The following is a 14,055-nucleotide window of genomic DNA, read 5'->3' on the forward strand; positions in this document are numbered from 1 at the left end:
ATCATTGATGGCGGAGTCCATTGTTTAAAAAATTATTCTGCACCATCTGGTACGAATACGTATCCCACACCCCACACCGTTTGAATATAGCGTGCACGAGCCGGATTTTCCTCGATTAAACGACGTAAACGAGAGACTTGAACATCGATAGAGCGTTCCATTGCTCCCCATTCACGACCACGTGCCAAATTCATTAATTTATCACGTGTCAACGGTTCACGAGGATGTTGCACCAATGCTTTGAGTACTGCGAATTCACCAGTAGTTAAGGTCACCACTTGACCCTCACGAGTCAATGTTCGAGTCGATAGATCGAGTGACCAAGGACCAAATGAAACCACTTCAACATTCTGGCTTGGTGCCCCAGGAACCTCACGCACTTGTCGACGTAGTACAGCTCGGATACGAGCTAACAATTCATTTGGGTTGAATGGTTTTGGTAGATAGTCATCAGCACCTGCTTCAAGCCCTGCAATACGATCAGAGTCGCTACCACGTGCAGTGAGCATAATAATAGGCGTGTCAATGTTAGACTGCCTTAAACGACGACAAATGCTCAAACCATCTTCTACAGGAAGCATAAAATCTAAAACGATGAGCGAGAAAAGTTCACGTTGTAATAACCGATCCATTTGCGTGGCATCATGTGCGGTTTTAACCACAAAACCTTTATCTTCTAAAAACCGTTGTAAAAGGGTACGAAGACGCACATCATCGTCGACGACCAGAATGCGTTCAACTCTGTCAGTGTCATTGTGTACTACATCAGTATTTTCAGCAGGTACAACTAAACTCATGATGCACTCCCTTAAAAGTTGTATTTATAAATAGTCATTTGTCTCAGTATAATGCCTAAGTTCTTGTTAAGACTATGTATCAAATTGCTCAAAATTACAATTTTAAGTGTGTTCTGAAACCAAATCACAACATGTATTGACCTGTTTTTAAGCAAATAATTTAAAATAAAATCGCTATTCAATATGAAGCTAATTTGAAGTGGTATTGAAAGCAAAAAATTTACATCAAAATCAGAAAAATAAAGTGATTATAAAGAGTTAAATGTTTTAGTTCATTGTCAAAGTGATGACACAATGACGCATTACACTCAAATAATTGATCAGAGATCTCACTAGAAGCTTTTTCTCTGGGAGATAAAACTAGAAAAATTGAGACTTTTATTTAAAATTTCATTGCAAATATTCAAAACAATTGTGGATTTTATAGTCTCGGTCTTTATAATCACTAACTTTTAGTCCTTATCCTTGTGGAATTTAACACGATGACTGACTTAGTTCAGCAGTTGGCAAGTGAACTTGCCGTACGTCCAAACCAAGTAGAAGCTGCCATTAAGCTGATTGATGAAGGTTCTAGTGTTCCATTTATTGCACGTTACCGTAAAGAAGTAACTCAAGGCTTAGACGATACGCAGTTACGTCAACTGGATACCCGATTAACTTACCTTCGTGATTTATTTGAACGCCGTGAAAAGGTCATTGAATCACTGAAAGAACAAAATAAACTCACGGATGATTTGTTAGCTCGCGTCAATGCCGTTGAAACAAAAAATGCATTAGAAGAAATTTACGCACCGTATCGTCCAAAACGTACAAGTAAATCATTTAAAGCAAAAGAGGCTGGTTTAGGCCCAATCGCTGAAAAAATCTATAATGAAAATGTTGAACCTGCAGAAGCTTTAGCAGGATTTAATCATGAAGATTATCCTGATTTAGAGAGTCAATTAGACGCTGTTCAGCATATTCTCATTGATGACTGGGCACAAAATATTGCACTCACGACAGAGCTTAAAGCGATGTTTGCAAAAACAGCAGTGTTAAAAAGCTTAGTTGCTAGTGAAGAGAAAAAAGAAGTTGGTAAAAAATTCCGTGACTACTTCGATTTTTCTGAAAATTTAAACAAAGTTCCATCACATCGCTTATTGGCAATGTTACGTGGACGTCAAGAGAATGTACTCGGTCTAAAAGTTGATGGTGAAAATGATGCTCCTTTGGCGCGCATTGAAACTGAATACAATCTTGATCAAGTTCAACCTCAAGCCCGTCAAGATTTTCTGAAGCAGACTGCAAAATTATTCTGGCTCGGCAAAGTCCGCCCTACAATTGAGCATTCACTTCTGACAGAAAAGCGTTTGGCTGCTGAAGCAGAAGCAATGCAAGTATTTGCAGAAAATTTACGTCATTTACTTTTATCTGCACCAGCAGGTTCACGTACTACTTTAGGTGTGGATCCTGGTATCCGTACGGGTGTGAAATTGGCTGTCGTGAATGCATCTGGAGATGTACTGGCACACAGCACGATTTATCCATTCGCACCTAAAGAAGATAAAGAAGGCTCAATCAATGAATTGGCACGTTTATGCCGTGAATTCAATGTTGAGCTAATTGCTATTGGTAACGGTACCGCGAGTCGTGAAACAGAAGCCGTTGTTGCGGAAATGATGGCTGCTCATGCTGATCTTAAATTAACGCGCGTGTCTGTATCTGAAGCAGGTGCTTCAGTATATTCAGCATCTGAATTGGCTTCACAAGAATTACCAGATTTAGACGTATCGATTCGTGGTGCAGTATCTATTGCGCGTCGTTTACAAGATCCATTGGCTGAACTTGTGAAGATTGATCCTAAATCAATTGGTGTAGGTCAATATCAACACGATGTGAATCAAACAGGCTTGGCAAAAACGCTTGAAGCTGTAGTGGAAGACTGTGTGAACTCAGTTGGTGTAGATGTGAATACAGCATCTTCAGCGATTTTGGGTTACATCGCAGGATTAAACAAATCTATAGCACAGCAAATTGTAGACTACCGTAAAGAGAATGGTCGTTTTGATAATCGTCAAGATTTGAAAAAAGTACCACGCTTAGGTGAGCGTACTTTTGAGCAAGCTGCAGGTTTCTTACGTATTCAAGATGGTTCAGAACCATTGGATGCATCAGCAGTTCATCCTGAGTCTTATGGTTTAGTCAACAAGATTGTTGAAGCGAAAGCGACCACTGTAAAAGATATTATTGGCAATACTGAAATCATTCGTCAGGTTAAACCTGAAGAGTTTGTTGATGACAAATTTGGTTTACCAACGATCCAAGATGTTTTGGCGGAGCTTGAAAAACCAGGTCGTGATCCACGTCCGGAGTTCCGTACAGCGAAGTTCCGTGATGACATTACTGAGGTTTCACAACTGACTGAAGGCTTAGAGCTTGAAGGTGTAGTGACCAATGTAACGAACTTTGGTGCATTTGTTGATGTTGGTGTTCATCAAGATGGTTTAGTTCATATTTCAGAACTAGCGAATGAATTTATTTCTGATCCACATAAGTTTGTGAAACCAGGGCAAATTGTTCAAGTGCGTGTGTTACAAGTTGATGTGGAACGTAATCGTGTGAATTTATCGATGCGTCCTGCAGGATCTGAAGTACCTGCGAAGGCGCCGCGCCAGCCACGTCGTGAAACTCAAGGCCAGCAAGAGCAACGTGGTGAGCGTAAACCACACGCGAAGCGTCCTCAGCAAGCACGTCCACACGGTGATCGCCCACAACATGCGAAAAAACCTCAGCAGCAGAAACCACAAGAACAGAAGATTGGTGGTTTAGGTGCATTATTATTACAAGCAGGGGTTAAAGGTTCGAAGTAATCTTTAATCAGGTAAAAAACCTCCCATATGGGAGGTTTTTTTATGCTTATGTTTTTAAATAAATGAAGAACATCAAGGTGATTTATTTTAAATGTAAACTTTAAGATGGTATAAAACAACAAGAAAAACTTAATAATCAATTCATCACTTCAAAATTATTTTTAACTTTATAAGTCATATAATTAAGAGAAATTAAACATGAGTATATCTCAAAATAACGAGCTGAAACCTCAATTTTATAGTCGTGATTTGCTCTCAGGTCTGGTTGTTTTCCTTGTTGCACTTCCGCTTTGTTTGGGCATAGCTCATGCATCAGGTGCACCACTCATTTCAGGCATTATTGCTGGCGTGATTGGTGGAATCGTTGTTGGTTTTTTTAGTGGCTCACATATCAGTGTATCTGGTCCCGCTGCAGGCTTAGTGGCGATTGTATTGACCCAAATTGAATTACTACAAGGTAATTATCAAGCCTTTTTGTTCACATTGTTTTTAGCTGGAATTTTACAAATATTATTTGGTATTTTTAGGTTAGGTGTTTTCTCAAATTTCGTACCCACCAATGTGATTTTGGGATTGCTTGCCGCGATTGGTCTGTTACTGATTATCAGTCAATTACCTAAATTGATTGGTTTGGACGTCAAAGGATTTGCTTTGATTGATCAATGGTCAATTCAATCTGTACTGAGTCATATTGATATTGGCTCAGGATTAATTGGTCTAAGTTGTATTGCGTTAACTCTACTGTGGGATAGTAGTAAATTAAAAAAACTGCCGCTGCCTTCAGCCTTGATTGCGGTGATATTTGCTGGACTTCTTAACTTTATCATGTTGAAAATCGGCTCTCCATATGCAGTAAACCCTCAACAATTGATTAATCTTCCGAATATCTTTTCTGGTTCAGAAACGATTTTCCAGTTTCCAGATTTTTCGTATTGGAATGATAGTTTAATTTATACGGGTGCAATTACATTAGCGGTGGTAGCTTCTCTTGAAACACTATTGAATTTAGAAGCTGCCGATAAGATGGATCCACAAAAGCGCTCATCACCACCCAATCGTGAATTATTTGCACAGGGTGTTGGAAACTCTATGTCAGGATTGATCGGTGGTATGCCGATTACCTCAGTCATTGTTCGTAGTTCAGTGAATGCAACCAGTGGAGCTAAAACCAAATTTTCTGCAATCTTTCATGGTTTTTTACTGATTGTTGCAGTGGTGGCGCTCACTCCATTAATCAATGCGATACCGCTATCTTCATTGGCAGCAATCTTAATCTTGACTGGATTTAAATTGGCAACACCAAGCCTATTTAAACGGATTTATGCGCAAGGTTGGAAACAATTTTTACCTTTTATTGTCACGGTAGTTGCAATCATTGCAACTGATTTACTGAAAGGCATCATGATTGGTCTAGTGATCAGTTTATTGATTATCTTACAGAGTCATTTACACCGTGGTGTACGTGTGATCCATGAAAAACACTTGCATGGTTCACTTACCCGTATTGAATTAGCACCGAATTTAAGTTTTTTAAATCGTGCCGCACTCGTCACCGCTTTAGAAAAAGTTAAACCGCATGAAAATGTGCTAATCGATGCATCCAATACCTATTATATTGATCCAGATATCTATCAAATTATTAAGGACTTTCAAAGTGAAGTGGCGGTAAAGCAGGGGATAAAAGTTAATTTACAAGGTTTTAAAGCACATTATCCTGAAATAAAAGAGGACGAGCTCGATCTTGATGTGAGTACGCAAGAACTCCAAAAACAGCTCAGTCCTGATCAAGTTTTACAGATGCTAAAAGACGGGAACTTGCGTTTTATTAATCATCAGCGTTTACACCATAATATTGCTCGCCAAATTCAAGTTACGTCAAATGCAGGGCAACATCCTATTGCTGCAGTGTTGGGTTGTATGGATTCTAGAGCACCGACAGAGCGCATTTTTGATGTAGGAATCGGTGATTTATTCAGTTTGCGTATTGCTGGAAATATTGCTGGTCAAAAAGTCGTGGGCTCTTTAGAGTTTGCATGTAAAACCAAAGGTGCAAAACTGATCGTGGTATTGGGGCATACGGACTGTGGTGCGGTAGGATCTGCTTGTCATTTATTTGAGCAAAAGGTGGATTTGAGTCAACTAAAAGATACACCGAACGTTCAGCATTTTTTGAAGCCGATTATGCAGGCGGCGGAAACAGTCAAAAATGATATGAGTAATTATCAACTTACAACCAATTTTATTGATGCCGTAACTGTGTTAAATGTGCGAAATAATATTAATTATATTATTAAAAATAGTGACACGTTAAGAGACATGATTGAGCGTAAAGAGATTGGGATTGTTGGCGCAATCTATGATGTGAAATATGGTCAAGTCAACTTTTTATCTTAAATGATCTCATTTCATCAGTAAGTGATATTAAAAACCTCCCAAATGGGAGGTTTTTAATTTATCCATTAATCATGGGGACAATCCAGCTGGTTAAGATCAATAAAATCCCGAGATGACCTAATTTTCGTGAAATTTTTACGAATTTTGGAACTGATTGTTCGATCTTTTGTGCATAGTCTTGTAGGTTGGCAGCTTTAGTTTGGCGGCTATGCCACAAGAATACGGCAAGATCGATACAGATGAGAATAGTTCCTACATCTGCGACTACGTCTAAAACTTTAAATTCTTGAGTATAAAAACCGAGAGTAACTTGATAAATGAGGAATATCGCAAATGCGATGGCTGCACATTGCAGCACTAAAGCTAAACCACGCATAAGTACAAAGCATAAAATCAATAAGATGCAAGGTTTATAACATAACTCTGCCGCCTAACGAATGATCTCAAAATTTTTTTTAGGCCTAGATTTGAACTCAATCATGATTAGCACTAAATAAGATTCGGCAAGATCAAGCTGAATGCAATGGTGCCTAACCCTATTTTTGACAAATGATATGCATAAGACTTTGGTGCTTTGGCATGATTCATCTGCTGTTGATCCAATTTAGTTTTATTTTGAGCATCGGCTGATGTTATGTTGAATCCCAGCTCAAGCAAAATTAAAAATAAACCTAGCTGTAATAAGGTGTCGAATGAGTAATGTTGCTGAATAATCATGCTCATGATTTGAGTAAAAATCAAAACAGCAACTGCTAGAAAAAATAATCTAAAAAAATAAATTTGAGCCATGACAAACTCCTATTTTATGTTTTGATCATGGCATTTAATTCTTAAAGAATAATTAAAATCACACAGTGAAAATGTAACAAGATCATCTCACAAAGTACTTAAATTAACTTGTTCCATCACCAATGTTCGCCAGGAAATAGTCGGGCATATGCACGCTGTACAATGTTTAATTTCTCTTGGCGACCGACAGAAGCAGTAGAGCTTGGAAATAAATTAAATCCAATCGACATCAATTTATTATTAATATCAGGTGCAATTGCATAAGTAATTGATGCAAGTTTTCCAAGACCAGTCGCTACCTTTTTTGGACGGTTCACAATAGCACCAGCGATTAAATCTGCAGCTTGATTCGGTGAAAGTGCTGGCACGTATTTATATATTTTAGTTGGAGCGATCATCGGTGTTCTGACCAAAGGCATGTAGACCGAGGTGATAGCGATATTATGCGCATGTACTTCAGCTGCTAGGCAACGGCTAAATGCATCCAATGCAGCTTTTGAAGCGACATATGCAGAGAAGCGTGTAGCATTGGCTAATACACCAATTGAGCTAATATTAATAATATGTCCACGTTCACGGTCTATCATATGTGGAAGGACATTTAAAATGAGGCGAACAGCACCAAAATAGTTGAGTTGCATCGTGCGTTCAAAATCATGAAAACGGTCGATGGACTCATGGACTGCACGGCGAATCGAACGACCTGCGTTATTAATTAGAATATCAATATGTGTGACGCTATTGAAGATTTGTTGCGTTACAGCATCGATTGAACTCATATCATTCAAATCACAAGGAAAAATGTCAGCTTTTCCCCCTTTTTGCTCAATCTCATATTTTACTTGTTGTAAAGTTTCCTCAGTTCGTGCCACCAATAATACATGCGCACCTGCCGCAGCCAATTGATGTGCAACAGTTAAACCGATACCACTGGACGCGCCTGTAATCAGAATATTTTTTCCATGGACACGTTTTTTAAAACGCTGTTCTAATTTTTTATTCACTTCATTCTCCCTGTAAATGCAATGAATTGTGGAACACGTATTTTTAAACGTGTCATACAAATTAGCATAGTGGAAAAATGAAAATAAACCATGGCATAAGTTTATGAATTTATTGTAAAAATTAGAGTAAATGCTCTAATTTTTTATTGTGGTAATACGAATAAAATAATTGAAAAAGACGATAGGGTAAATGAGGATAAAGCCCCAGTCATGAGGCTTTATTTCTAATGTATTACCAAGATTAAACTTGAGCGAGCGCTTGTTCTAGGTCGGCGATTAAATCGTCAGGATGTTCGATTCCAATAGATAAGCGAACCATATCCGTAGAAACGCCAGCAGCTTTTAACTCTTCTTCATTCAGTTGGCGATGCGTTGTAGTTGCTGGGTGACATGCTAAGCTTTTTGCATCACCGATATTCACCAATCGTGTGAATAATTGTAGGGCATCTATAAAGCGAGTTCCGCCTGCTAAGCCATCCTGTACACCAAATGAAAGAATTGCTGAAGGTTTGCCCTTAACGTATTTCTGAGCTAAAGCATGTTGCGGGTGATCAGGTAGTCCTGCGTAATTTACCCATTTTACTTTTGGATGAGCTTGTAAATATTGAGCAACTTTTAAAGCATTTTCAGTATGACGTTCCATACGTAAACTTAATGTTTCTAAACCTTGCAGGATTAAGAAAACATTTTGTGGGCTAATCGCTGCACCTGTGTTGCGTAATGGCACGACACGAGCACGTGCAATATAAGCTGCTTCACCAAGCGCTTCGACATAGTTCACGCCGTGATAGCTTGGATCGGGCGTATTTAACGCTTTAAAACGATCTGGATATTTACCCCAAGGGAATTTACCGCTGTCAACAATGATACCGCCGATCGAATTACCATGTCCGCCGATGTACTTGGTTAGAGAGTGAACAACAATATCTGCACCAAATTCAAAAGATTTTTGAAGCACTGGTGTAGCAACTGTATTGTCCACAATTACAGGAATGCCAAGTTCATGTGCAAGCTTAGAAATCGCTTCTAAATCAATAATATTGCCGAGTGGATTACCAATAGACTCAACGAAGACTAATTTAGTTTTTTCATCAACAAGTGCTCGCAAACTTTCTGGATTTTGATAATCGAAGAAGCGCACTTCGATCCCTTGTTTTGGTAGCGTATGTGCAAATAAATTATATGTACCACCATAAAGTGTAGATACAGAAGCGATATTGTCCCCAGCTTCAGCAATGGTTTGAATGGCATAGGTAATGGCTGCCATACCTGATGCAAGTGCTAATGCGCCGATCCCACCTTCGAGTGCTGCAATACGTTGTTCAAGCACAGCAGTCGTTGGGTTCATAATCCGTGTATAAATATTCCCAGAGACCTTTAAATCGAATAGGTCTGCGCCATGTTGCGTATTATCAAATGAGTAAGACGTCGTTTGATAAATGGGTACCGCAACTGCTTTAGTCGTTGGTTCAGGTGAGTATCCAGCATGGATGGCGAGGGTTTCGTCCTTATATGTCATTTTGAGATCTTCTTGTGGTTTAAAAATTGTTCAATGAGAATATAGCACCCTAATCATATTATAAAATTTATAAAATATTGAAAAAGTTATCTAAAATTCTCATATGTTGCTCATTTAAAAGCCATATTCTTGTGCACTTTGAATGGTAAGTTTGATGAAAAAATAAACTTGTAACATTCCTTGCAAGTTCGGGCGTATGGCTTATGTTTTTATCGTATTCATCGTATAATGCTCCCTAATTATTTGTCCGCGATTTGTATTTACAGCGGATTTTGTTTTTTTTATAGAGGAGTCCTACGTGGCCCAATATATTTACACGATGAACCGTGTGTCTAAGATGGTTCCGCCTAAGCGCGAAATCCTTAAAGACATCTCTTTATCATTTTTCCCGGGCGCTAAAATTGGTGTTCTTGGTTTAAACGGTGCAGGTAAATCTACCTTGCTTCGTATTATGGCTGGCGTAGATAAAGATTTCTCTGGTGAAGCTCGTGCACAACCAGGTATCAAGATCGGCTACCTTGAGCAAGAGCCGCCATTAGATGAAACAAAAGACGTTCGTGGCAACGTTGAAGATGGCGTTCGTGAAGCACTTGATGCATTAGCTCGTCTTGATGAAGTTTTCGCTGAATATGCAGCTGAAGATGCCGACTTTGATGCACTTGCAAAAGAGCAAGAAAAGCTTGAAGCAATTATTCAAACTTGGGATGCGCATAACTTAAATAACCAGCTTGAACAAGCAGCGGCAGCGTTAAACTTGCCAGCTTGGGATGCTGATGTCACTAAATTGTCAGGTGGTGAGCGCCGTCGTGTGGCACTTTGCCGTTTGCTCTTGTCTAAACCAGACATGTTGCTTCTTGACGAACCGACGAACCATTTGGATGCATCATCTGTTTCATGGTTGGAACGTTTCTTAAAAGATTTCCCTGGTACAATCGTTGCGATTACGCATGACCGTTATTTCTTGGATAACGTTGCTGAGTGGATTCTTGAGCTTGACCGTGGTATGGGTATCCCTTATCAAGGTAATTATTCTTCTTGGTTAGAGCAGAAAAATGCCCGCTTAGAGCAAGAACAGAAGCAAGAAGAATCTTTTGCTAAAGCATTGAAAAAAGAACTTGAATGGGTTCGTTCTAATGCAAAAGGTCAGCAAAAGAAAAATAAAGCACGTATGGAACGCTTTGAAGAGCTTAACTCTCGTGAATTCCAACAACGTAACGAAACGTCTGAAATCTACATTCCACCTGGTCCACGTCTAGGGAACAAGGTTGTGGAAGTTGAAGGTATCAGCAAATCGTTTGGTGATCGTACGCTTTACAAAGATTTATCTTTTGTTGTTCCACCTTGTGCGATCGTGGGTATCGTGGGTGAGAACGGTGCGGGTAAAACCACACTATTCCGTATGATGACAGGTGAATTACAACCTGATACAGGTACGGTAACGCTAGGTGAGTCAGTTAAAGTGGCTTACGTGGGTCAGATTCGTGACACCTTAGATAACAATAAAACGGTTTGGGAAGAAGTTTCTGGCGGTTTAGATATCTTACGTATTGGTGAATATGAAATCGCATCACGTGCATATATTGGTCGTTTTAACTTTAAAGGCCAAGATCAGCAGAAGCGTGTAGGTCAATTGTCAGGTGGTGAGCGTAACCGTTTACAACTTGCGAAAATTCTACAAATGGGCGCAAACGTTATCCTTCTCGATGAACCATCGAACGACTTGGATATCGAAACTTTACGTGCGCTTGAGGATGCAATTTTAGTATTCCCAGGTACTGTAATGGTCATCTCGCATGACCGTTGGTTCCTAGACCGTATTGCAACGCACATCTTGTCATTCGAAGGTGAAACACCAGAATTCTTCACAGGAAACTATGCTGAGTTCGAAGAATACCGTCGTAAACGCGATGGCGATGATCTAGTGGCTAAGCGCCAAAAATATCGCAAAATTGGTGGTTAATTCCATCTAATAAAAAAACCAGCCTTCAGGCTGGTTTTTTTATGAATTAATTTTATGAAAATGCTAAAAGACTATAAGCTTGAAGTAGAGTTCTTTTTGCATTTTCATTTCCAGCATTCGCTGATTGGTTCAGCCATTTTTCAGCAATTTGATAATTTCGATCCAAACCTAGTTCACCATTTAAGTAACTCAGACCTAATTGATATTGTGCTTCAGCATTCCCACGTAATGCATCACGTAGGTATAACCACATTTGATTTCGAGGGTTTAAGGATGTGGATGGCTCGAGATTGGATAAATTAGCCGTTCGAGTACGTTTTAGATCAAAGAATAGTGATTGAAATAGTTTTATTATCATTATGGTTCTCCTTGCTTATCCATGCAAAAATGAGATCTATTTCATTAAATTATGCTCTTTTGAAGGTTTTGTCTACTACTCATATATAAAATTTAAATTTATTTAATTTTAAGTCCTAAAAGCTCAAATGAGCTTTTAGGACTGATGAAAATAAACAATTAATTTTCCCATTCGTGATTACATTCACGGCATTTCCATTTCTTTTGAGATTGCATGAAGGCTTGCATCGAAATTTTGAAATCTGGTAAATCTTTCCAGAACATCACACCCGCTATCACTGCAATTAAAAATACGATCACAGTTGCAATTTGAAGTGTCTCGCCAGCACCATTACTAAAAATCATCAGTACAACGCTAATAATCACCAATAATAGGAGTAAAAATAGAGTGGGTACGAGGATGATTAAGCTTTTAGGAACATTTGGTCGTACAGCAGGTGCATTGGCACTTGCTAAAGGAAGAATTTTACGACTTTGACATTTAGGGCATTGGTACTGCATGAGCGCTCCGTATTTCTTTTGCTTAATTCTATAACATCGAAACTAAAATCAAAAATGTATAGATGAAAAAAAACCACTGATCGAGGTCAGTGGTTTTTTAGAATTTGGCGTCCCTACGGGGATTCGAACCCCGGTTACCGCCGTGAAAGGGCGATGTCCTAGGCCTCTAGACGATAGGGACTTATGAGGCAACACAGTTAATGCTATAAAAGCAATCTAGGTATCAAGCTAAGTGCTCAATCTGTGTGAGCGCTATATTAGGGATATAACACTCATGCGTCAATAAAAAATTTAATTAAGCTTCATCAACTGCATCATTTTTCGGCAATTTTAAGCTTTCATTCAATTTTTCCCATACTTTAAGCTCTTTTTTACTTGGACCGCCAACGATTTCGAGTGCATGACGCAGGCGAGCAAAAGTCAAATCAGGACCAATGGTCACCATGGTTTGCATCACTGGCGTTGAAGCAGTAGAACCCGCAATGGCAATAAAGAACGCAGGCATAAAGTCACGTAATTTAATTTCCATTTGTGCAGCTAAATCCATTAGCGTTTGGCTAACAGTGTCATTATTCCAAGTAAATAAGCTTTCTAAGCGCCAAATTGCAAATTGTAGGCTTTGACGAACTTGCTCTTCAGATAACTTTTTACTTTCGAATTGTGCTTTAGACAGTGTAGGGAAGTGATTAAAATAATGTGCTGACCAATTCACTGCTTCAGACAATAGGTTAATACGTGGTTGAATTGCCGCTGCAATTTCTTCTAACTTGGCACGATCTGCCTTCCACGCCAATAAAGTATCTAAAAGCTCAGCAGGGCTAAGTGCTTTGATCCATTGCCCGTTTAACCAATTGAGTTTTTCTACATCGAAAATTGGACCCCCAAGCGATACACGTTGGATGTCAAAATTCTCGATCATCTCAGCCAAATTGAACTTTTCGCGTTCATCTGGCATTGACCAACCCATACGACCCAAATAGTTTAATAATGCTTCTGGTAATACACCGATATCTTTGTAGTAATTGATTGAAGTTGGGTTTTTACGTTTAGATAGTTTTGATTTATCAGGGTTACGTAAAAGTGGCATGTGGCAAAGCACAGGCATTTCCCAACCAAAATATTGATAAAGCAATTGGTGTTTAGGAGCAGATGGAATCCATTCTTCACCACGAATCACGTGAGTGATTTCCATTAAATGGTCATCAACAACGTTTGCTAAGTGGTAAGTTGGTAGGCCATCGGTTTTCAGCAGAATTTGCATATCAACTTGTGCCCATGGGATTTCTACTTCACCACGCAGTAAGTCATTAAATTTACAAATCCCTTCTTCAGGTACTTTCATGCGAATAACATGCGGTTCGCCAGCCGCTAAACGTCTTTCAACTTCTTCTGGCGTATGTTTTAGACCACGACCATCATAACGAGGAGATTCACCACGTGCTTGTTGTTCTGCACGCATTTGATCTAATTCTTCAGCAGTGGCAAAACAATAGAATGCATGACCTTTTTCAACCAGTTCTAACGCATATTTTTTATAAATATCCATACGTTCAGATTGACGATATGGCGCATGAGGGCCACCCACATCTGGACCTTCTGACCAATTTAAACCTAACCAGCGCAATGAATCGAGAATCATTTTTTCTGATTCAGGTGTTGAACGGAGTTGGTCTGTATCTTCAATACGTAAAATAAATTCACCGCCATGCTGTTGAGCAAAGCATAGGTTAAATAATGCGATATAAGCAGTACCTACATGGGGGAAACCTGTAGGAGATGGTGCAATACGAGTACGAACTGTCATAGCCAGAAAAAGTTATCAAATAAAAATTGGTTTTATTATAGCAAAAAGCCCAGTGGCTTAATGATTAATTCATTAAATCGG

At 39.1% G+C, this 14,055-nt stretch carries 11 protein-coding genes and 1 tRNA gene; 3 read left to right on the top strand and 9 right to left on the bottom strand.

What is annotated here, in order from left to right; translation table 11 throughout:
• Positions 1–32: 32 nt before the first annotated feature.
• The gene (gene ompR / locus AC1M89_RS07805; RefSeq protein ID WP_035263934.1) at positions 33–797 is read right to left on the bottom strand and encodes an osmolarity response regulator transcription factor OmpR; all 765 of its coding nucleotides are present in this window, start codon (positions 795–797) and stop codon (positions 33–35) included.
• 482 nt (positions 798–1,279) lie between these two features.
• Here ompR and AC1M89_RS07810 point away from each other — a divergent pair, with 482 nt between their 5' ends.
• Positions 1,280–3,646 carry a Tex family protein gene (locus tag AC1M89_RS07810; protein ID WP_481591479.1) on the top strand — a complete coding sequence of 789 codons (2,367 nt, stop codon included), beginning with the start codon at positions 1,280–1,282 and terminating at the stop codon, positions 3,644–3,646.
• A 198-nt stretch (positions 3,647–3,844) separates the two neighbouring features.
• A complete protein-coding gene (locus AC1M89_RS07815; protein WP_481614093.1) occupies positions 3,845–6,040 on the top strand; it encodes a bifunctional SulP family inorganic anion transporter/carbonic anhydrase in 2,196 nt (731 codons plus the stop codon).
• A 58-nt stretch (positions 6,041–6,098) separates the two neighbouring features.
• Here AC1M89_RS07815 and AC1M89_RS07820 read toward each other — a convergent pair whose 3' ends face one another.
• The 4 genes from AC1M89_RS07820 to AC1M89_RS07835 form a co-directional block, all read right to left on the bottom strand.
• Positions 6,099–6,416, bottom strand: a complete 318-nt coding sequence (locus AC1M89_RS07820; RefSeq protein WP_092767300.1) for a hypothetical protein — start codon at positions 6,414–6,416, stop codon at positions 6,099–6,101.
• 113 nt (positions 6,417–6,529) lie between these two features.
• The gene (locus tag AC1M89_RS07825) at positions 6,530–6,829 is read right to left on the bottom strand and encodes a hypothetical protein (protein ID WP_481614094.1); all 300 of its coding nucleotides are present in this window, start codon (positions 6,827–6,829) and stop codon (positions 6,530–6,532) included.
• 116 nt (positions 6,830–6,945) lie between these two features.
• Entirely contained in the window at positions 6,946–7,833 is an 888-nt protein-coding gene (locus AC1M89_RS07830) for an SDR family NAD(P)-dependent oxidoreductase (protein WP_481614095.1), read from the bottom strand.
• 241 nt (positions 7,834–8,074) lie between these two features.
• Positions 8,075–9,352, bottom strand: coding sequence for an O-acetylhomoserine aminocarboxypropyltransferase/cysteine synthase family protein (locus AC1M89_RS07835; protein ID WP_481591475.1), 1,278 nt, complete (start codon positions 9,350–9,352; stop codon positions 8,075–8,077).
• Positions 9,353–9,650: 298 nt separating this feature from the next.
• Between AC1M89_RS07835 and ettA the strand changes: the two genes are divergently transcribed.
• Positions 9,651–11,312, top strand: a complete 1,662-nt coding sequence (gene ettA / locus AC1M89_RS07840; protein ID WP_035263944.1) for an energy-dependent translational throttle protein EttA — start codon at positions 9,651–9,653, stop codon at positions 11,310–11,312.
• Positions 11,313–11,364: 52 nt separating this feature from the next.
• Here the strand turns inward: ettA and AC1M89_RS07845 are convergent, their stop codons facing one another.
• The 4 genes from AC1M89_RS07845 to gltX form a co-directional block, all read right to left on the bottom strand.
• Positions 11,365–11,670, bottom strand: a complete 306-nt coding sequence (locus tag AC1M89_RS07845) for an SEL1-like repeat protein (RefSeq protein WP_051586493.1) — start codon at positions 11,668–11,670, stop codon at positions 11,365–11,367.
• Between the two features lie 158 nt (positions 11,671–11,828).
• Positions 11,829–12,170, bottom strand: a complete 342-nt coding sequence (locus AC1M89_RS07850; protein ID WP_035263946.1) for a zinc-ribbon domain-containing protein — start codon at positions 12,168–12,170, stop codon at positions 11,829–11,831.
• A 105-nt stretch (positions 12,171–12,275) separates the two neighbouring features.
• Positions 12,276–12,351: transfer RNA gene (locus AC1M89_RS07855), tRNA-Glu, on the bottom strand.
• 114 nt (positions 12,352–12,465) lie between these two features.
• Entirely contained in the window at positions 12,466–13,974 is a 1,509-nt protein-coding gene (gene gltX / locus AC1M89_RS07860; protein ID WP_481589160.1) for a glutamate--tRNA ligase, read from the bottom strand.
• Positions 13,975–14,055: the final 81 nt, after the last annotated feature.

The organism is Acinetobacter sp. ANC_7635 (assembly GCF_056779945.1).

What these genes read in the sequence shown, in the direction of transcription:
- AC1M89_RS07850 (WP_035263946.1), bottom strand. Translation starts at nt 12,170, where the DNA reads ATGCAGTACCAATGCCCTAAATGTCAAAGTCGTAAAATTCTTCCTTTA.
- AC1M89_RS07825 (WP_481614094.1), bottom strand. Translation starts at nt 6,829, where the DNA reads ATGGCTCAAATTTATTTTTTTAGATTATTTTTTCTAGCAGTTGCTGTT.
- AC1M89_RS07820 (WP_092767300.1), bottom strand. Translation starts at nt 6,416, where the DNA reads ATGCGTGGTTTAGCTTTAGTGCTGCAATGTGCAGCCATCGCATTTGCG.
- AC1M89_RS07835 (WP_481591475.1), bottom strand. Translation starts at nt 9,352, where the DNA reads ATGACATATAAGGACGAAACCCTCGCCATCCATGCTGGATACTCACCT.
- AC1M89_RS07815 (WP_481614093.1), top strand. Translation starts at nt 3,845, where the DNA reads ATGAGTATATCTCAAAATAACGAGCTGAAACCTCAATTTTATAGTCGT.
- AC1M89_RS07845 (WP_051586493.1), bottom strand. Translation starts at nt 11,670, where the DNA reads ATGATAATAAAACTATTTCAATCACTATTCTTTGATCTAAAACGTACT.
- AC1M89_RS07810 (WP_481591479.1), top strand. Translation starts at nt 1,280, where the DNA reads ATGACTGACTTAGTTCAGCAGTTGGCAAGTGAACTTGCCGTACGTCCA.
- gltX (WP_481589160.1), bottom strand. Translation starts at nt 13,974, where the DNA reads ATGACAGTTCGTACTCGTATTGCACCATCTCCTACAGGTTTCCCCCAT.
- ompR (WP_035263934.1), bottom strand. Translation starts at nt 797, where the DNA reads ATGAGTTTAGTTGTACCTGCTGAAAATACTGATGTAGTACACAATGAC.